At 60.8% G+C, this 17,904-nt stretch carries 17 protein-coding genes; 6 read left to right on the top strand and 11 right to left on the bottom strand.

What is annotated here, in order from left to right; translation table 11 throughout:
• Nucleotide 1: 1 nt before the first annotated feature.
• From ACSAMP_RS09655 to ACSAMP_RS09640, 4 genes are read right to left on the bottom strand one after another with little or no spacing between them, the layout of a single operon-like run.
• Nucleotides 2-382, bottom strand: a complete 381-nt coding sequence (locus ACSAMP_RS09655) for a PrgI family protein (protein ID WP_457800326.1) — start codon at nt 380-382, stop codon at nt 2-4.
• Nucleotides 351-965, bottom strand: a complete 615-nt coding sequence (locus ACSAMP_RS09650; protein WP_457800325.1) for an MT-A70 family methyltransferase — start codon at nt 963-965, stop codon at nt 351-353. The genes ACSAMP_RS09655 and ACSAMP_RS09650 overlap by 32 nt, the downstream gene beginning before the upstream one ends.
• A complete protein-coding gene (locus ACSAMP_RS09645) occupies nt 955-1,824 on the bottom strand; it encodes a VirB6/TrbL-like conjugal transfer protein, CD1112 family (protein ID WP_005934793.1) in 870 nt (289 codons plus the stop codon). The genes ACSAMP_RS09650 and ACSAMP_RS09645 overlap by 11 nt, the downstream gene beginning before the upstream one ends.
• A gap of 39 nt (nt 1,825-1,863) precedes the next feature.
• The gene (locus tag ACSAMP_RS09640; RefSeq protein WP_457800324.1) at nt 1,864-2,079 is read right to left on the bottom strand and encodes a Maff2 family mobile element protein; all 216 of its coding nucleotides are present in this window, start codon (nt 2,077-2,079) and stop codon (nt 1,864-1,866) included.
• Between the two features lie 174 nt (nt 2,080-2,253).
• Here ACSAMP_RS09640 and ACSAMP_RS09635 point away from each other — a divergent pair, with 174 nt between their 5' ends.
• The 3 genes from ACSAMP_RS09635 (at nt 2,254) to ACSAMP_RS09625 (ending at nt 5,568) form a co-directional block, all read left to right on the top strand.
• Nucleotides 2,254-2,769: a hypothetical protein gene (locus tag ACSAMP_RS09635; protein ID WP_291019628.1), complete on the top strand. Its 516-nt coding sequence runs from the start codon at nt 2,254-2,256 to the stop codon at nt 2,767-2,769.
• A 17-nt stretch (nt 2,770-2,786) separates the two neighbouring features.
• Nucleotides 2,787-4,145, top strand: a complete 1,359-nt coding sequence (locus ACSAMP_RS09630; RefSeq protein WP_457800323.1) for an IS1182 family transposase — start codon at nt 2,787-2,789, stop codon at nt 4,143-4,145.
• A 742-nt stretch (nt 4,146-4,887) separates the two neighbouring features.
• The gene (locus ACSAMP_RS09625) at nt 4,888-5,568 is read left to right on the top strand and encodes a hypothetical protein (RefSeq protein WP_457800322.1); all 681 of its coding nucleotides are present in this window, start codon (nt 4,888-4,890) and stop codon (nt 5,566-5,568) included.
• Nucleotides 5,569-5,830: 262 nt separating this feature from the next.
• Here the strand turns inward: ACSAMP_RS09625 and ACSAMP_RS09620 are convergent, their stop codons facing one another.
• The gene (locus tag ACSAMP_RS09620) at nt 5,831-6,301 is read right to left on the bottom strand and encodes a YbaK/EbsC family protein (protein ID WP_441795815.1); all 471 of its coding nucleotides are present in this window, start codon (nt 6,299-6,301) and stop codon (nt 5,831-5,833) included.
• 16 nt (nt 6,302-6,317) lie between these two features.
• A complete protein-coding gene (locus ACSAMP_RS09615; protein ID WP_457800321.1) occupies nt 6,318-6,632 on the bottom strand; it encodes a GIY-YIG nuclease family protein in 315 nt (104 codons plus the stop codon).
• A 225-nt stretch (nt 6,633-6,857) separates the two neighbouring features.
• Between ACSAMP_RS09615 and ACSAMP_RS09610 the strand changes: the two genes are divergently transcribed.
• The 3 genes from ACSAMP_RS09610 to ACSAMP_RS09600 all read left to right on the top strand — a co-directional run bounded on the left by ACSAMP_RS09610 (nt 6,858) and on the right by ACSAMP_RS09600 (nt 11,759).
• Nucleotides 6,858-7,598, top strand: coding sequence for a ZIP family metal transporter (locus tag ACSAMP_RS09610; protein WP_457800412.1), 741 nt, complete (start codon nt 6,858-6,860; stop codon nt 7,596-7,598).
• 445 nt (nt 7,599-8,043) lie between these two features.
• A complete protein-coding gene (locus tag ACSAMP_RS09605) occupies nt 8,044-8,772 on the top strand; it encodes a TetR/AcrR family transcriptional regulator (RefSeq protein WP_457800320.1) in 729 nt (242 codons plus the stop codon).
• Entirely contained in the window at nt 8,769-11,759 is a 2,991-nt protein-coding gene (locus ACSAMP_RS09600; RefSeq protein WP_457800319.1) for an S-layer homology domain-containing protein, read from the top strand. Before ACSAMP_RS09605 ends, ACSAMP_RS09600 begins: the two co-directional genes overlap by 4 nt.
• A gap of 427 nt (nt 11,760-12,186) precedes the next feature.
• Here ACSAMP_RS09600 and ligA read toward each other — a convergent pair whose 3' ends face one another.
• The 5 genes from ligA to ACSAMP_RS09575 form a co-directional block, all read right to left on the bottom strand.
• Complete coding sequence (ligA, locus tag ACSAMP_RS09595; RefSeq protein WP_457800318.1) at nt 12,187-14,160, bottom strand: NAD-dependent DNA ligase LigA; 1,974 nt, start codon at nt 14,158-14,160, stop codon at nt 12,187-12,189.
• Entirely contained in the window at nt 14,138-14,815 is a 678-nt protein-coding gene (locus ACSAMP_RS09590; RefSeq protein ID WP_441795820.1) for a VanZ family protein, read from the bottom strand. The genes ligA and ACSAMP_RS09590 overlap by 23 nt, the downstream gene beginning before the upstream one ends.
• A gap of 39 nt (nt 14,816-14,854) precedes the next feature.
• Nucleotides 14,855-15,532, bottom strand: coding sequence for a sporulation protein YunB (gene yunB / locus ACSAMP_RS09585; RefSeq protein ID WP_457800317.1), 678 nt, complete (start codon nt 15,530-15,532; stop codon nt 14,855-14,857).
• Nucleotides 15,533-15,593: 61 nt separating this feature from the next.
• Nucleotides 15,594-16,844, bottom strand: a complete 1,251-nt coding sequence (locus ACSAMP_RS09580) for a methionine gamma-lyase family protein (protein WP_457800316.1) — start codon at nt 16,842-16,844, stop codon at nt 15,594-15,596.
• Nucleotides 16,845-16,895: 51 nt separating this feature from the next.
• Complete coding sequence (locus ACSAMP_RS09575; RefSeq protein ID WP_457800315.1) at nt 16,896-17,897, bottom strand: M42 family metallopeptidase; 1,002 nt, start codon at nt 17,895-17,897, stop codon at nt 16,896-16,898.
• Nucleotides 17,898-17,904: the final 7 nt, after the last annotated feature.

Here is a 17,904-nt window from a genome sequence, read left to right as displayed (position 1 = left end):
CTTAGGCTTTGTCTTTGCTGTGCTGTTGTTCAAGCTGCAATTCCTCCTGTTCTTTGATTTTCTGCTGAATCTCAGCGTAGAGATTGTTCGTGCGATAGGGACGCACCTTGTCCCGGATAAACATGGACTGTACGATGTGGTACAGATACTTTTCGGCGGGCTGACCGTCCTTCTCGTAAAGTGCGAAGAAGATGAACGGGAGCATGATCACCACCATCAGCATTGCCGCCGTAGACAAGTCGAGATGTGCCTTCGCCAGAAAGAAGATCGGAACGCCGACCACCGCAGCGATGGAAAAACAAATGAGCTGCCGCTTAGTCAGGTTGAACATGACCTTCGTTTTGACGCGGTTAAGATCCTTTGGGACCGGAACAAATGCCATTGACTGTTTCCTCCTTTCCGAGAGTAATGCTGCATTCGACCTCATTGCCCCAAACGTCCCAGCCTTCGGGAGACTGACGGGCAAAAAGCTCTACGCGGGGAATGTCTCCCATGAGCCGAACAATGCGTTCCCGCGCCTCATCCGGCTTTTTGGAATGCTCTTCGATGTGGCTGAGGATGACCTGACGCACACCGGCGTCAACTCGCTTCGGGTGTCCCTTCGTAGCAAGGATGCAGATTTCCGCGTTTGCCCTTGTCCAATACCCCATGCCGGTGAAGAGGTCATCGTTCTTGCGGTTTTGCTTCACCCATACAAAAGCCACGGTCTTATAAGAAAAGCCCCATGCCGTCAGCACTTCGAGTGCTTCACAGAGGCATGGGAACGTGATCCAGAGAAACAGAGCGCAGTCCTTAGCGGCAAGCTCACCGACAGGAAGTGCCTTGATGTCTTCAATGCACATTGTCGGGTAGTGGCTTTCCGCCGACCGTCCCTGTCCCTTCTTGGAGTAAGTCCGATACGCCCAAGGGGGATCGGCGTAGATGATGCTGTACTTCTTCATGCTGCCGACCTCCTTAGTGCGCATGGAAGATGGATTTTGCAAGGCTTCCGGTCTTGAACAGCGAGAAGCACAGAATAACCGTGTACGCTGCCACAGAGAACAGAGCCGAATGAATGTTGTCTGCGATGATCATGCCGTTGATCAGCACCGCATAGATGCCGACGCAGACCATGATGAGAAAGCCCTGAAATGCCAAAGCGAACAAGCCTTTCAGATAGTTCGTGCCGATGCTGCCCCATTCGCGGTTGCTCATGGTTGCGATGGGAATAGGCGCAATGCTCACGGTGCAGTAAATCTCGATCATGCGCCCGTAGAGAATGACCGTAATGAGGATCGCCATGATTTTGAGGCACAGGCTGATCAGGAGCGTTTCTATCGACAGTCCGAGCAGTTCACCGACGCCCATGTTCTCCATGCCGGTACGCATCTGCGCAATCGTCGCGTCAATGTCAATGCTGGTGTTGCCGTGGATGACTCCTGCTGCACCGGAAACTACGTTCTGCCCGATGTCGAATACTGCCATCACGATGTCAAACGTGTGCGTCACGAGGTAGATCGCCACAGCCGCCTTGAAAAACCACTTGAAGAACATCCAAGTGTCCATGTCGTGAAGGTTGTTTTTCTCGGTGATCATGGAAATCAGCTCGTAGCACAAGACGAAGGTGATGATGATGCCAGCGATGGGGACTATCACGTTTTCGGATAGTCCCCGGATCATCTGGTACACGCCGCCGTTCCAGCCGGACGGTGTTTGCCCAACTTCGGCGGCAATCGTTCCTACCTTCTCGTTGACATCGGTGAACATATTGGTCAGGTTGCTCTCGATCCATCCGATCAGCATATCCTTGAGAGCCTGTTCGATCTTTTCTAAAATGCTGCCCAATATTTCACCACCCTTCGGTTAAGCTGGGCTTGCCGTGGATTAGCCGAACAAACCGGAGAGCAGGGGGATGAGGGTCGTGCCGATCAGCACCACACCGCCGCCAGCCATGAGCTGTTTCATGCCCTGGCTTTTAGCGCCGGGGTTGTCCGAGCCATAGCCCTCCAGCAGATTGACCACGCCCCACACGCCAAGGCCAGCGCCGAGGGCGATCACAAGGGTCTGCAAAGTGGTGATGGCAGAAGCGAAAAACTGCATATATTCCTCCGTTTCTCCGGGGCCAAAGCCCCGGCCATGAAAAAAGCCGCCCTTGCGGGCGGCAGACTACTACTTCGGGACAAAATGGACGTGTTGACAAAGTGGTTGACAAAAGGGAAGTGTTCCGGTATAGTATATTTAGCACGTGCGCCATATAATGAAAGGAGCAAACGGATGAATACCATACAGGAACTGCAAAAGCTTAGGGAAGAATTGATCCGCGAGATCGATGAAAAATTCGATTGGATCATCGACGAGGTGAAAAAAGAAAGTGTACCGTCTCGGCAAAAAGAGAGCCGTAAACCGAGGAATTACGAGATCATATATCCGTTGAATGTAGGTGCAGGGATATTCAAGGGAAAACGACCGACCGGAGTTATTTTTGCAGATGGACGTAGAACAGAGAACCCCACATGGAAAAGCGTTGCGGAGGAATTGCTGAAAGATTGCTGCAAAGATTCGGATCAGCGTCAGGCACTCATGGATCTGCGGGGGAAAGTGTTGGGACGAAATCGGGTTCTGCTAGGGAGTGAGACCGGGAAAATGCGCAGCCCGGTAAAGATCGATGAAGCTCTATACATAGAGACACACTATGATGCCGAAACACTCATGCGGATTCTGACGACAAGAATTCTGGACATGGTTGGCTACGACTACAGCAAGATTCGGATCGCAGTCAAGGCGGAGTAAAACGGAGGAACATGCAGATGCAGCTGGCGATGCACATGGTAACGATCGAGGATCTGATGCCACAGGGACACTTCCTGCGGAAGCTGGAGGCAGCGTTGGACCTGTCTTTCGTATACGAGGAAACGGCGCGGCTTTACAGCCGTAAACTCGGCCGTCCGGCCATCGACCCGGTGGTCATCGTGAAGTATCTGCTGGTGGGTTTCCTGTACGGCATCCCGTCGGAGCGGCAGATCGAGCGACGCGTCCAGACCGACATCGCCCTGCGCTGGTACCTGGGCCTCGACCTCTTCGACCGGGTGCCGGATCACAGCACCGTCTCGCAGCTGCGCCGCCGGAAACCGTCCTTCCGCAAGGTGTTTCGGCGGTTATTTGAAGAAGTCGTGGGGCAGTGCATCGAAAAAGGTCTGGTCAGCGGGCGCGTGGTGGGGGCGGACTCGACCCATGTGAGGGCCAACGCCTCCCGTGCGTCGGAAGAACTGGTGGAAGTCGCGGAGGAGGCCGGCGTTTACTGGGAACGGCTGGACGATTATGAGGAGGAAGGGTTGGAGGAACTTGAGCGGCGAACCGGAAAGCGCCGCAAAAAGCGGACAAAGCAGATCAAACGGGACAACCGCCGCACCTACAAGCGCGTCAGCCGCACAGACCCGGAGTCGGGTCATCTGAAGCGCCCGGGGAAACCGGAGGGGCCTCATTACCTCGCCCATCAGGCGGTGGACAGCGACTACGGCATCATCGTAGGCCAGACCGTGACTGCCGGAGATGTGAACGATTCCGTGCCGTTTTTGGGCCTGATCGAGCATATTCATGAAAATGTTGTACCAATTCAGGCTGCCACGGCGGACGCCGCCTACGATTTTCCGCTGGCCCATCGGGCGCTGGGTGAACTGGGGATCGGCTTTTTCGTGCGGCCGCAAAAGGCCGCCGCGCGGGTGTCTGTCCAGTTTACGCGGGACGATTTTTGCCGCGACGAGAACCGTGATGTGTACCTCTGTCCCATTGGAAAAGATCTGTGTTTAAGGCGGCTGGCCCGCAGCGCCAGCGGCCTGTTTTGGGAGTATCAGGCGGATAAGCGGGACTGTGCGCTCTGTCCGCTGCGGGAAAAATGCCTGCGCGAGAGCGACAAACGCGGCGCAAGAAAGGTGTCCGTCAGCTACTTTGCGGCAGACCGACAGCGCAACCTGGAACGCCGTTCCATCCCGGAATACCGGGAGGCGCTGAAATTGCGGCAGGTCTGGTGCGAGGGCTCGTTTTCCGCGCAGAAGCGCGAGCACAACTTAGCGCGCGTTTTGCGACGAGGCTTAGAGGCAGCGGAGGACCACTGCCTCTTGTCGGCGACCGCATTGAACCTGAAACGGATGATAAAATACGCCGGATGACGCCAGTGGGCGTCTTTTTTTGTTGGTAGGGCGGAGCGGAGCGAGACTTTGTCAACAGCACCTTTTTGTCCCGAGGTTTGGGCGGCTTTGCCTTATCGGGAGCGGCCTTGCCCTCCTTGGGCGGGCGGCCTCTGCCGGGCTTGGCAGCCTTGTCCTTTTCGGTAGGCGGCTTCTGCTTGGCTGCCTTTTTCTCCTCCTTGGCCGCCTCGTCACGGGCGGCGGCAAAATCCACCACCTTGCCGGAATGTGCCGGGGCGGGGTTGTCCTTGCCGGAATCAGGCGGCTGCGCCTGTTCCTTTTCAGCTTTGGGGACTTCGGGAGCGGCAGGCTCCTCCACCTCGGCGTGGGTAACAGCGTCAGCGGGATCGGGTACGGCATCGCCCATTTCAAAGGGCGCCGCGTGCCCCTCATGTTCCAGCATGACCGTCTCTGTGTTGGTCAGCGCAGGCTCGGGAGCGGGCTGCTCCGGCACGACGGCATTTTCTACCGCAGGAGCGGGAGCCTCGGCGGGCGGGGCTGCCTCGGGAATGTTTTTCTTATCATCTGCCATTTGCAAACCTCCTTTTCATGGCATGAAAAAAGCCAGTCCGCAGACTGGCCGGGTGGAAGTGACCTCCCTTCATGGTTTTATATATGAAAACGCCGCCCATTGTCCTGTTGGGCGGCGTTGACATCAAGAGTGGTGACAAATTTTCAATTACCTGATATACTTTAACAATCAAGTTATAAGGATGGTGCAGTTATGAGTGAGTTAGTTCCTGCGCTTAAGAATACTCTATTTTCTTCTACCCACGAAGTCGTTAGCGAATATGTTGAACTTGGGATTGACGCACTTTTAGAAAGCGAGGTATTAAAAGGAATTCCCGTTGTCAACACTATTGCAGCTATTTGTAAAACAGGGTATAACCTTCGCGAACGCAATCTTATAAAGCAAACCCTTACATTTATTTCAGAATTTAATTCTGGGAGTATTCCCCAAGAGAAATTAGATGAACATCGCAAAAAACTTGATGCAGATCCTAAAGAGGCTGAAAAAGAACTTAGTCGGGTGCTAATAATTTTAGGGAATCAAATAGATGAAATCCAATCCAAGGTTTTAGGCAGTTTTTATGCTTCCTATGTAAAAGGGGCTATTTCTTGGGAAAAATTTTGCGAATTGACAGAAGCTAATCGACGAATGTTTGTCAGCGATTATGCTCTTTTATTTGAAGCTGCTATCAAAGATGGATTAAAAATTCAAGGCAGAGAATTATATCAAGTTGACCGACTGATTTCGTTAGGACTGTTGCAAAACCAAAATCGACTTAGTGGAAATGTGTGGATAGATTTTACAGATAATCCCGAAAAGCAGAACGATATAATCGTTACATCCTTGGGGATGACCTTTTACAATAATGCGCCAAGCGTATTAAAAGGTACATAAGAACGCCGCCCGTTGTCCTGTTTGGGCGGCGGTGTTCTTGTGATTTTAGATTTTTAGGATGAATACCTCTTGCCGACTGCCAGCAAACTGTTGATATATCTGCGTTTTCTGAAATCCTATAATTACACTCCGACCAGTAATCGACAAGTTTCTTATGGAACTTGTCGATTTTTCTTTATTTCTATTCTAAAGAACCAACCAGCCACCGTCAGCGCTTTCTTCCCTGCGCTGACGGCGGCTCTTTCTCTTCTATTCTCTTAACTCACTGCCAGCCCTTGCACACGTCCACCCAGGCCAGGCTGTTGGAGCACTGCTCCAGCTCTGGGATGGTCAGCTTGATCTCGCTGTTGCTGCTGCCGCAGGCGGGGAAGACGGTCTGGAAGCGCTTTAACGACTCGTCCAGATAGACCTCCACCCCGTCGTTTACGGCGAAGGGGCACACGCCGCCCACCGCGTGGCCGATGAGCTCCACCGCCTGCTCCGGGGTGAGCATTTTGGCCTTGGCCCCGAAGCGGGCCTTATACCGGGCGTTGTCGATCTTGGTGTCTCCGGCGGCCACGATCAAGATGGGCCGCTCCCCCACCAGAAAGGACAGGGTCTTGGCGATGCGGCCGGGCTCCACCCCCAGGGCGGCGGCGGCCAGGTCTACCGTTGCGCTGGACTGGGGCAGCTCGTTCACCCGGTCCTCCATTCCAAAGCGGGCGAAATAGGCCCGCACCTTCTCCACTGACATAACAGGTGTTCCTCCTTTACAGCGTCTGGGGTGTCTCGTTCTCCGGCGCTGTCTCTTTTTCTGTTTCGCCCTGACTAGGCTGAACGGGCCAGCCCGCCCGCAGGGCGTCCTTCTGGGCCCGGGAGAGCTGCTTGATCTGGTGCTCCCGGCGCAGGGCGGCGGAACGGCTGGGCTGCTCCTGGGTATAGACCAGGGTCAACGGCCCCCGGCCACGGGTATACTTGGCCCCCCGGCCCGACTGGTGGGCCCGCAGGCGGCGGGGCACGTCATCGGTCATGCCGGTGTACAGCGTTCCGTCGCCGCATAGCAGCATATAGACATACCAGGCCATATCCCCGCCCCCCTCTCGCAGTCTGCTTCGTATTGTAGCACATCCCCCACCCCGCCGCAAGCGCATACGCCAGACACCCCTTCTTCTCCCCCGGCATAGCCTGCTTTGGACGCATCCGCAGTCGGGCGGTCCTTCCGGGACCCGCCGCCGTTTTGAGAAGAAAGGACGTACATTGTGACACAGGCACTTGTTTTGGCCGCCCTGGGCACGGGGTTCACCTTTGGGATGACCGCCCTGGGGGCCTGCGTGGTCTTTCTGTTCCGCCGCCAGAGCTCCCCGGGGCTGCACCGGGTGATGCTGGGCTTTGCCGCCGGGGTGATGCTGGCCGCCAGCGTGTGGTCCCTGCTCATCCCCTCCATTGAAAAGGCCCGGGAGCTGCATCTGGCGGGCTGGCTGCCCGCCGCCGGGGGGTCAGCCCTGGGCATTGCATTCTTGCTGGCCATGGACGCCCTGCTGCCCCATTTGGCCCCGGAGTCCTTCCACTGGCGGGAGGGCCAGACCTCCCGCCGCCGGACCCTGATGCTGGTGCTGGCGGTGACATTGCACAACATCCCGGAGGGCATGGCCGTGGGGGTCTCCTTCGCCCTGGCCGCCCAGGCGGAGGACCCCGCCCTGCTCACCGCCGCCGTGGCCCTGGCCCTGGGCATCGGCGTTCAGAACTTCCCGGAGGGGGCCGCCATCGCCCTGCCCCTGCGGCAGGAGGGCATGAGCCGCCGCCGGGCCTTCGCCCTCGGGGCCCTTTCCGGGGTGGTGGAGCCGGTGTTCGGCCTGCTCACCGTGCTGGCCGTTGGCTCCGTCCGGGCGCTGATGCCCTGGCTGCTGTCCTTCGCCGCCGGGGCCATGCTGTATGTGGTGGTGGAGGAGCTGATCCCCGAGGCCAACCTCTCCCAAGGCGGCCACTCCGGCACCCTGGGCGTCATGGCGGGGTTTTTGATGATGATGATTTTGGACGTGGCGCTGGGGTAGGAAACCAAAAAAGCCTTCCCCTGGGGGAAGGTGGCGCGGGCGAAGCCCGTGACGGATGAGGGGAAGGGTGGCGGTATTTGAGCGCTCTTGACGGAATCCCCCCGCCGCTTCGCGGCCCTCCCCCCTTTAACAAGGGGGGCTGCTATTCTGCACCATTAGGCCCCCTTGTTAAAGGGGGCTGGCATCGCCGCTAGGCGATGACTGGAGGATTCCTACGCACACGCTCCCAACCCTCCGGCGTTCCCCTCATCCGCCCCAGTGTGCCCACTGGGGCACCTGCCCTATCCCTTTTGTCCCTGCGGGACATTTCCCCTTGATAAGGGGAATCGGCCCCAGGGGAAGGCTAATTTTCCAATTTCCCCTTGCCTTTTCCCCTCCGATATGCTAAACTGTGACCATACTCACAATGCCACTCATTCCCAACTGTACGAAGGAGGTGAAACGCATGCCTGCCAAAGGGAAGCGTACCAGCGGGCTGCTGACCCAGCAGAAGATGCTGCGGGGGGCGGTGTCGCTGTTTCTGGAGAAGGGCTATGAGGGGACGACCACGGCGGAGATCGCCCGGGCGGCGGGGATGACCCCCAGTTCCTTCTTCCGGGCCTATCCCAGCAAGGAGGCCCTGCTGCTGGAGCTGGTGCGGCGGATGTTCTCCGGCCAGTTCGCCCTGGCCCAGCAGCACAGCGGCCCGACGGACCCGGTGGTGCTGTACGCCGTGGAGACCGCCATACAGCTGCATATCGCCGAGCTCAGCGAGCCCCTGCGGGACCTGTACGTCACCGGCTACTCCCTGCCCACCACCTCGTCCTACATCTACCACAGCACCGCCAAGCGGCTTCAGGTCATCTTCGGCCCCTATCTCCCCCAGCTCCAGGCCAAGGACTTTTACGAGATGGAGCTCGCCTCCGCCGGGATGATGCGCAGCTTTATGTCCGTCCCCTGCGACCTCTATTTCACCATCGAGGCCAAGATTTCCCGCTTTCTGGACTGCGCCCTGACCCTGTACCATGTGCCCCAAAAGCAGCGGGAGGAGATCATCCACTTCGTGCTGCAGCTGAACCTGCGCACCATGGCCGTGGGCATCATCCAGAGCACCGTAATGCAGGCCGAACAGGGCTTTGCCCTGCTGCCAGAACTGGACCAAGATACACATGACATGAAGGAGGAACGTCAATGAAGAAAAAACGCCTGTTCCGCACCCTGACAGCCACCGTTCTGTGCCTGTCCATGCTGTGCATGAACGCCAGCGCCATGCAGATTTTCGTCAAGACTCTCACCGGAAAGCATATCACCCTGGAGGTGGAGCCCGGCGACTACATTTCCACTGTAAAAACCAAAATACAGGAAAAGGAGGGTATTCCCCCCGACCAGCAGCAGCTCACCTATCAGGGCAAGCTGCTGGAGAATGATAACGAAACGCTGGCAGACCACAACATCCAGAAGGAGAGCACCCTGCATTTAAAACTGCGGCTCTCCCCCGGCACGGCAGAAAACTCCACGGATGTCTCTGACGAGGCCGCTTTGAAGGCCGCCGTTCAAATCGACAACAACTACATCCAGCTCTCCAATAATATCGACCTGACCTCTTATCTGGCGGTCACGAAAAACGTCACCCTGGACCTGAACGGCTTTGTGCTGGACGCTCAGCGCAAATGTCAGTATGTGATACGCGTCTATGATGGGGGCAATCTGACCATTGTGGACAGCGACCCCAACAAACCGCATTATTTCACGGTGGATGAAAACAGCGGTCTGTGGACATGGGACCCTAACGCAACCTCTGGAAACGAGGTCCTCGGCGGTATTATTACCGGCAACCAGTGGAAAGCGAATTCTCCCGACGGCGGCAGCGGCGGCGGCCTTCTCATTGAGAGAAACTCGTCGGCAGAACTGCTCAGCGGCAGCATCGTGGGCTGCACGTCGGACAAGGGCGGCGGCGTGTATGTCGTTCTTGGAGCTTCCTTCGTCCTGGGCGACGGCGAAAGCCCGGCCCGCATCATCGGCTGCACTGCCATGCGCGACGGCACTGCAGACCAGCTTTATGGCGGCGGCGTGTATGTCTACACCAATCATTCCGCCAGTTCCACCTTCACCATGAACCCCGGCGCGGAGATCCGCAGCTGCACCGTCGTTTCTTATGGTTATAATAACGGCTTCGGCGGCGGTGTATGCGTCACCGATGAGGCCGTCTTTACCATGAACGGCGGCACCATTACCGACTGCCACGCAAAAGAGAGCAGTATTGGGCGGGACGGCATCGGCGGCGGCGTGTATCTTGACGGCGGCGCTACCATGAACGCCAACGGCGGCGAGATCACGCGCTGCACCGCAGATCAGGGCGGTGCGGCATACAACGACGGCGGCACCATTCAGGCGGATGCAAACACCAAGGGCACCACCTTCTCCGGCGCAGTCTATAACACCGACACCATCAGCGGCGGTGTCTTTACCGGCGATGTGACAAATCAGAAGACGGCCACCATCTCCGGCGGCACGTTCACCGGTGCGGTGACGAATGAAGCCGGTTTCTGGTATGACTCTCGTGGCGACACTTACCTGCGTCAAGGCAAGATCACCGGCGGCACCTTCCAGAGCACTGTGACCAACAACGGTGCAGTCATTGAAAACGGGACCTTCACCGGCGACCTGGTCAATAAGAAAGCGCTGGACCAGAATGGCAATACGCTGAAAGACAGTCACGGCGAGTTGGCCCTGGGCCTTATCTCCGGCGGGACCTTCGAGGGACCCGTGACCAACGACCCCAGCTGCACCATCAGCGGCGGTACGTTCAACGACACCGTCACCAGCGAGGGCTCTATTGAAAACGGCACGTTCAACGGCGATGTGATCCTCAATAATGGCGGCGTCGCTGGCGGCATTTTCAACGGCACGGTGCACAACAAGGCCTCGTATGTTGCCGACGGAACTTTCAACGGGGACGCGATCAACGACTTTCTGCTTGCAGGCGGGACCTATCATGGCACCGTGACCAATAACACCAACGGCCAGATCAACGGCGGCACGTTCCTGGACACTGTATCCAATAACGGCAAGATCAACGGCGGGACCTTCTCCGGCGCTATCACCGGCACGGGCACCATTGTGGAGGATGCCGTCGTGAAGCTGACCGTCTCCTTCCACCCCAACGGCGGCAGCGGCAGTATGGACCCGGTGACGGTGGACTATGGCGCCACCTATCTCTTCCCCGAGAACGGCTTCACCGCCCCCGAGGGCAAGCGCTTTGCCCACTGGGCCATTGATTCCCTGGACGGCGATACCACTGCCGTCCCCGGCGGCGGGCTGACCATCCTCCGGGGCACCACCGCCTACGCGGTGTGGGAGGACATCCCCGCCTCTACCGGCGGAGGGGGCGGCGGCGGACGGACCAGCTATTCCGTCAGCACCGGCAAGACCGGCAACGGCACCCTCTCCCTCAGCGATACCACCGCCCGCCGGGGCGACACGGTCACGGTCACGGTGAAGCCCGACAAGGGCTATACCCTGGAGACCCTCACTGTCACCGACAGCCGGGGCAGCGCCCTCACCCTCACGGACAAGGGCAGCGGCAAGTTTGCCTTCACCATGCCCAGCGGCAGCGTCACCGTAAACGCCACCTTCATGGAGGACAATTCCATCCTGAACTTCTTCGTGGACGTGCCCGCCAGCGCCTATTACTACGACGCAGTGAAGTGGGCGGCGGAGCAGGGCATCACCGGCGGCACGGACGAGAACCACTTCTCCCCCGATGCCTCCTGCACCCGCGCCCAGATCGTCACCTTCCTGTGGCGGGCGGCGGGCAGCCCGGTGGTGAACTACATTCTGCCCTTTGAGGACGTGGCCGAGAGCAGCTATTACGCCGAGGCCGTCCGCTGGGCGGCCAGCCAGGGCATCGTCTCCGGCGTCTCCCCCACCCGCTTCGGCCCCGACCTGCCCTGCACCCGGGCCCAGGCCATGACCTTCCTCTATGGGGCCATGGGCTCCCCCGCCGTCACCGGCGGCTCCGGCTTCCTGGACGTGGACAGCGGCGCATACTACGCCGGACCCGTGGCCTGGGCGGTGAAGAACCACATCACCTCCGGCACCGGAAACGGCCTGTTCGGCACAGAGAACATCTGTACCCGCGCCCAGATCGTCACGTTCTTGTTTGGGCTGTATGAGAAGTAAATAAGCAGCAGAAAACCCCGCCCGGTGTTCCGTGTTTGGAATACCGGGCGGGGTTGTGTTTTGGGGAAAAGCCTTCCCCTGGGGGAAGGTGGCACGGCGTAAGCCGTGACGGATGAGGGGAAGGCCGAAGGATTGGGAGCTGTTGCGTGGGAATCCTCCAGTCATCGCCTTGCGGCGATGCCAGCCCCCTTTCACAAGGGGGCCTAATGGTGCAGCACATCAGCCCCCCTTGTGAAAGGGGGGACACCGCCGAAGGCGGAGGGGGGATTCCGGGCCGCTGGGGACAGCGGCCCCTACGAAATCTATCGTAACCCGGCGTAGGGGCGGATGTCCCCATCCGCCCGATGGCCTCCGCACCCACGATACCCACCCTCATCCGCCCCCTTCGGGGGCACCTTCCCCCCTGCGTGGGGAAGGCTAATGAACATCACTCCATCAGCTCCAAAAACTCCTGTTCCGTCAGGACGGGGACGCCCAGGTCCAAAGCCTTTTTCAGCTTGGAACCGGCCCCCTCCCCGGCCACCACGTAGGTGGTCTTTTTGGACACGGAACCGGCGGATTTGCCGCCCCGGTCCTCGATCATGGCGGCGGCCTGGTCCCGGGTGAACTGCTCCAGGCCCCCGGTGAGGACAAAGGTCATGCCCGCAAAGCGCTGGTCGCTGCCCTGCTCTGCGGCGGTCATGTTCACCCCGGCCTCCCGCAGACGGGCGATGAGGTGGCGGCTCTGGGGGCTTTCCAGCCAGGTCAAAATGCTGCGGGCGGTGATCTCCCCCACATCGTTCACGGCGGTCAGCTCCTCCAGGGTGGCCTGCTCCAGGGCGTCCATGGTCTGGAACCGGGCGGCCAATATCTTGCCCGCCTTCTGCCCCACCTGGCGGATGCCGAAGGCATAGATCAGCCGGGCCAGGTCCTGGCTCTTGGACCGCTCAATGGCGGCCATGAGATTCTGGGCCGACTTCTTGCCCATGCGGTCCAGCCCGGCCACGTCCTCCTCCTTCAGGAAGTACAGGTCGCCGGGGGTCTTCACCAGTCCGGCGTTCACCAAGTTTTCGACGACGGCCACGCCCAGGCCGTCGATGTCCATGGCGTCCCGGCTGGCGAAGTGGGTCAGATTCCGCAGCAGCTGGGCCGGGCATTCGGCTCCGGTGCAGCGCATGTGGGCCCCGTCCTCGTCCCGTTCCACCGGCGCCCCGCACACGGGGCACGTCTTGGGCAGGAAATAGGGCTGGCTGTCCGCCGGGCGCTTGTCCAGCACCACGGACAGCACCTCCGGGATGATCTCCCCCGCCTTGCGCACCAGCACCGTGTCCCCGATGCGGATGTCCTTGTCCGAGATAAAGTCCTGGTTGTGCAGCGTGGCGCTGGTGACGGTGGTGCCCGCCAGCCGGACCGGCTCCAGCACCGCCTTGGGGGTGAGCACGCCGGTGCGGCCCACCTGGACCACGATGTCGGTGAGCCGGGAGGGCTTCACCTCCGGCGGATACTTATAGGCGGCGGCCCACCGGGGGAACTTGGCCGTGGAGCCCAAGACGGCCCGCTGGCTCAGGTCGTTTACTTTCACCACCGCCCCGTCGATGTCAAAAGAGAACTGGTCCCGATCCTCCCCGATCTGGGTGATGCGCTCGGTCACCTGGTCCATGGTGGTACACAGCTTGTGGGGGATGACCTTAAAGCCCTTTTGGGCCAGATAGTCCAGGGTCTCCTCGTGGGTCTGGAAAGCCACGCCGTCGCTCCACTGGACGTTGAAGACCAGGATGTCCAGCTTCCGTTGGGCGGCGATTTTAGGGTCCTGCTGGCGGAGGGAACCGGCGGCGGCGTTGCGGGGGTTGGCGAACAGGGCCTCTCCCCGGCGCTCCCGCTCGTCGTTCAGGGTGTGAAAGACCTTTTTGGGCATGAACACCTCGCCCCGGACGATGAGATGCTCCGGCGCGCCATCCACCCGCAGGGGGATGGACCGCACGGTGCGCAGGTTGGCGGTCACGTCCTCCCCCACCTGGCCATCCCCCCGGGTGGCTCCCCGGACGAACAGGCCGTTTTCATATTCCAGAGCCACGGACAGGCCGTCCACTTTCGGCTCCACCACATAGACGGCCCCCGTCACCGTGCTCTGCACCCGCTGGTCAAAGGCCCGCACCTCGTCAAAGTCGAACACGTCCTGAAGGGATTCCAGGGGCACCCGGTGCTGCACCGGCTCAAAGGTAGACAGGGCCTGTCCCCCCACCCGCTGGGTGGGCGAGTCGGGGGTCACCGTCTCCGGGTGGGCCTGCTCCAGCTCCTCCAGGCGGCGGAGCTTGTGGTCATAGTCATAGTCAGACATGGTGGGCTTGTCCAGCACATAATACTCATAGCCCGCCCGCTCCAGCTCCCGGCGCAGCTGGTCAATTTCCGTGTGAAAGTCCATTGTCGTCACCTCTCTCATGGCATTCATGGCATTGGAACCCGGCGATCAGCCGGGGGCACAGGGCCCGGGCCAGCCAGAACAGCCAAAAGCCCAACAGGGCCCCGGCGGTGTTCAGCAGCACGTCGTCCACGTCGGCGCTGCGCCCGATGAAATATTGAATGGATTCGATGGCCGTTGAAGCCCCCAGCCCCACCGCCAGGGACTTCCACCACCGGGGCTTGCGCCACAGCAGGGCGGAAAAGACGCCCACGGGCAGGAAGATGCCGATGTTGGCCACCATCAAAAACATGACCCACGGCCCCCGCACCGCTCTTCGTATCTCCTGGAGGGGCACCAGCTGCAAGATGTGGTCGATGTCCCCCCAGTGGGGAAACAGGGGGCGCTCCCCCCGCAGGGCGGCCAGCCAGTGCTGACGGTGCCAGAAGTTGGCCGGGAACAGGGTCAGGGCGGCCAGGCCCGCCCCAAACATCATGCAGAAAAGCAGGGCGATCTCCCGCCGGAGGGGACTGACCAGCCCCAATCTGTCCAATCGACGCCGCCGGGCGGGCAGGGCCAGGGCATAGACCGCCGCCGCGGCGCACATACAGGGCAGCATCTGGGTGGCATAGTCCCGCACGTTGCCCAGATACCACCACAACAGCTCTCCGAAATTCATGGGTTCTCCTTCGTTGGGAAAAGTCAGGGGCCCGCCCCGTCATCCGGCGGCGGGCAGGCCCCCTGTCTGGAACCAGGTCTGTGGGACCTGGCCCACGATCACCGTCTCGGCCACGCACAGGCGGCTGTCTACGGCCACCTCCTCCCCGCCCCCGGGCAGCAGCACCGTGACGGGCACGGACAGCCGCAGCCAAAGGCGGTGCCGGGTCTGGTTGATCCCGGCGGAGGTAAATTCACTCTCAAACTCTGCCGACGCCGTGCCCAGGGCAAGAGCCCGCAGGTGCAGGTCCGGCCCTCTGGCCCAGGTGGGCTCAAAGGGCAGCAGGCTCCCCACGGGGACGGCCAGGTCCAAGGACCGGCTGTCTGCCAGTTTAGCAAGCAAATGGGCGGACAGCTCCGCCCGCAGCAGGTTCAGGGCCGCCATGTCGGCGGACAGGGAGACGATCTCCCCCGCGTCGTTCCGGGTGATGGTCACAAAGTCGCTGTAGTCCACCCCACGCTGCTGCAAGTCCTGGGCCGCCCACTGCTCCACAGCGGCGGTCACCTGGCGCTGGACCTGATAGCGGGCGGCGGCGGATAAGACGGGCCGCAGGGCGTGCTCCGTCAGCCGGACGGCACACAGCATCACGGCGGCGGCCACCAGCCAGGTGAGCACCCAGGGGGGCAGCCCCCGGCGCAGACGGCGCTCCATCCCCCTGCGCCACGGCCCAGCGGACATTCCCTCACCCCCTCATAGGGAGAGGATATGCCGCCCGCGGCTTGGCCTATTCAGGCGAAATTTAAGCTCTGCCCAGCAGCTCCTGCACCGCCAGCAGCACGCCCAGCCGACCGGACTCAAAGGTCAGGCCGCCCTGGAGATAGACGGTGTAGGGCGGGCGCATGGGGGCGTCGGCAGACAGCTCGATGGACGCGCCCTGGATAAAGGCCCCGGCGGCCATGATGACCTGGCAGTCATAGCCCGGCATGTCCCAGGGCTCCGGGGTGACATAGGAGTCCACAGGAGCGCCGAACTGGATGCCCCTACAGAACTTCTTCAGGGCCTCCGACTCCTTCATGTGGATCATCTGGATGATGTCGTGGCGCACCGCGTCGGAGTGGGGCTCGGTGTCATAGCCCAGCAGCTCCATGACCTTGGCGGCGAACACGGCGGTCTTCAGGGCCTGGGCCACGGTGTGGGGGGCCATGAACAGGCCCTGATACAGGCTGCGGTTCTGGCCCAGGGTGCAGCCGCACTCCCCGCCGATGCCGGGGACGGTGAGGCGCATGGCCGCCCCTTCGATCAGGTCCCGCCGCCCGGCCAGATAGCCGCCGGTGGGGGCCAGGCCGCCGCCGGGGTTCTTGATGAGAGAGCCCACCACCAGGTCGGCCCCCACGTGGGTGGGCTCCTTCTCCTCCACAAACTCGCCATAGCAGTTGTCCACGATGATGGCGGCGTTGGGGTTGGCCTTTTTGATGACGGTACACATCTCACCGATCTCGTCCACGGACAGGGAGGCCCGGGTGGAGTACCCCTTGGAGCGCTGGATCAAAACGGCCTTCACTTTGGGGTCGGCCACGGCCTTGGCCATGCCGTCCAGGTCCGGCTTGTTGTCAAGGAGTTCCACTTGACGATACTCCACGCCGTAGTCTTTCAGGGACCCGTGGCCCTTGTCCACCACGCCGATGGCCCCCAGCATGGTGTCGTAGGGGGCCCCCACGGCGGACACCAGCACGTCCCCCGCTTTTAAGGCCCCGAACAGGGCGGCGGTGATGGCGTGGGTGCCGTTGACGAACTGGAGCCGCACCAAAGCGGCCTCTGTTCCGAACAGCTGGGCATAGATCTCGTCCAGCTTGTCCCGGCCCAGGTCGTCATAGCCATAGCCGGTGGTGCCGGAGAAATAGCTCTCCGCCACCCGGTGCTCCTGAAAGGCGGCCAGCACCCGGGCGGTGTTCTCCTGGGCAATGGCATCGATGCGGGCAAACTGCTCGGTCAGCTGGGCCTGGGCCCGGCTCCCCAGCTCTTTTACTTTTTCCTCTAACTGCAAAGGCATTTTCCTTGTCATCCTATCTGTTTCAATGTGTTGCGGGGACTTCTCCCCCGCTTACAGGCTCTCCAGCTTGCTCTGGACAAAAGCGGTCAGCAGCTTCACGCAGTCCTGGGCGTCCTTCAGGTCGGCCATCTCCACGGGGGTGTGGATATAGCGGCAGGGCACGGACACGCCGCCGGTGCGCACGCCGATGCGGGTGGTGTGCATCACGCCTGCGTCGGTGCCCCCCGCCCGCATGATGTCCCGCTGGCTGGCCAGGTCCAGGTTTTTGGCCTGCTGCTCCAGCTTCTGAATCATGTCCGGGTGGCAGATGACGGAGGAGTCCATGATCTTGATGGCCGGGCCCTTGCCCAGCTGGACCGTCCCGCACTTTTCAGAGCCGGGGGTGTCGTCCACGTCGGTGACGTCCACCACCACGGCATAGTCCGGGTCCACGGCCCAGGCGGCGGGCTTGGCCCCCCGCAGGCCCACCTCCTCCTGCACGGTGAAGACCACGTACAGGTCGTTGGGGCACAGCTCCATCTCCTCCAGCACTTTCAGCAAAATGGCGCAGGAGATGCGGTTATCCAGGTAAGGGGAAACCACTTTACCTTGGTTGGTAAAACAGGGAGAATCATAGATCATCGTGTCGCCCACGGCCACAGACTTCAGGGCGGTCTCCCGGTCTTTGGCCCCGATGTCCACATAGCACTCGTCCAGTTTCAGCTTGCCGAAGTCGGCCTTCTCCTCGGGCACGATCACGCCCCGCACCCCGCTGGCAAAGCGCACGGGGGTATAGGCGGCCTCCTTGGGGCTGATGCCCCCCAGGCGGCCCACCCGCAGAAAGCCGTTCTCCTCCACGTGGGTGACGATAAAGCCGATGGAGTCCATGTGGGCACACAGCATCACCCGGGGGCCGCTGCCCAGCTTGCGCACGATCAGGTTGCCCATGGCGTCGGTGGATATCTCGTCGGCCAGGGGGCGGGCCAGCTCGGCCAGCTTCTCCCGGATGCCCCCCTCGTCCCCGGAGGGGCCGTGGGCTGCGTTCAGCGTCTGGATCAGTTCCAGCAGTTCCATTCTTAAC

The sequence above is a fragment of the Flintibacter sp. SJQ-8 genome (genome assembly GCF_054108085.1).
This window is presented reverse-complemented; position numbering and strand designations above follow the sequence as displayed.

Excerpts from the sequence above, each read along its gene's own strand:
- ACSAMP_RS09580 (WP_457800316.1), bottom strand. The coding sequence starts at position 16,844 with ATGCCTTTGCAGTTAGAGGAAAAAGTAAAAGAGCTGGGGAGCCGGGCC.
- ACSAMP_RS09605 (WP_457800320.1), top strand. The coding sequence starts at position 8,044 with ATGCCTGCCAAAGGGAAGCGTACCAGCGGGCTGCTGACCCAGCAGAAG.
- ACSAMP_RS09610 (WP_457800412.1), top strand. The coding sequence starts at position 6,858 with ATGACCGCCCTGGGGGCCTGCGTGGTCTTTCTGTTCCGCCGCCAGAGC.
- ACSAMP_RS09640 (WP_457800324.1), bottom strand. The coding sequence starts at position 2,079 with ATGCAGTTTTTCGCTTCTGCCATCACCACTTTGCAGACCCTTGTGATC.
- ACSAMP_RS09625 (WP_457800322.1), top strand. The coding sequence starts at position 4,888 with ATGAGTGAGTTAGTTCCTGCGCTTAAGAATACTCTATTTTCTTCTACC.
- yunB (WP_457800317.1), bottom strand. The coding sequence starts at position 15,532 with ATGTCCGCTGGGCCGTGGCGCAGGGGGATGGAGCGCCGTCTGCGCCGG.
- ACSAMP_RS09575 (WP_457800315.1), bottom strand. The coding sequence starts at position 17,897 with ATGGAACTGCTGGAACTGATCCAGACGCTGAACGCAGCCCACGGCCCC.
- ligA (WP_457800318.1), bottom strand. The coding sequence starts at position 14,160 with ATGGACTTTCACACGGAAATTGACCAGCTGCGCCGGGAGCTGGAGCGG.
- ACSAMP_RS09630 (WP_457800323.1), top strand. The coding sequence starts at position 2,787 with ATGCAGCTGGCGATGCACATGGTAACGATCGAGGATCTGATGCCACAG.
- ACSAMP_RS09650 (WP_457800325.1), bottom strand. The coding sequence starts at position 965 with ATGCGCACTAAGGAGGTCGGCAGCATGAAGAAGTACAGCATCATCTAC.
- ACSAMP_RS09620 (WP_441795815.1), bottom strand. The coding sequence starts at position 6,301 with ATGTCAGTGGAGAAGGTGCGGGCCTATTTCGCCCGCTTTGGAATGGAG.
- ACSAMP_RS09615 (WP_457800321.1), bottom strand. The coding sequence starts at position 6,632 with ATGGCCTGGTATGTCTATATGCTGCTATGCGGCGACGGAACGCTGTAC.
- ACSAMP_RS09635 (WP_291019628.1), top strand. The coding sequence starts at position 2,254 with ATGAATACCATACAGGAACTGCAAAAGCTTAGGGAAGAATTGATCCGC.
- ACSAMP_RS09600 (WP_457800319.1), top strand. The coding sequence starts at position 8,769 with ATGAAGAAAAAACGCCTGTTCCGCACCCTGACAGCCACCGTTCTGTGC.
- ACSAMP_RS09655 (WP_457800326.1), bottom strand. The coding sequence starts at position 382 with ATGGCATTTGTTCCGGTCCCAAAGGATCTTAACCGCGTCAAAACGAAG.
- ACSAMP_RS09590 (WP_441795820.1), bottom strand. The coding sequence starts at position 14,815 with ATGAATTTCGGAGAGCTGTTGTGGTGGTATCTGGGCAACGTGCGGGAC.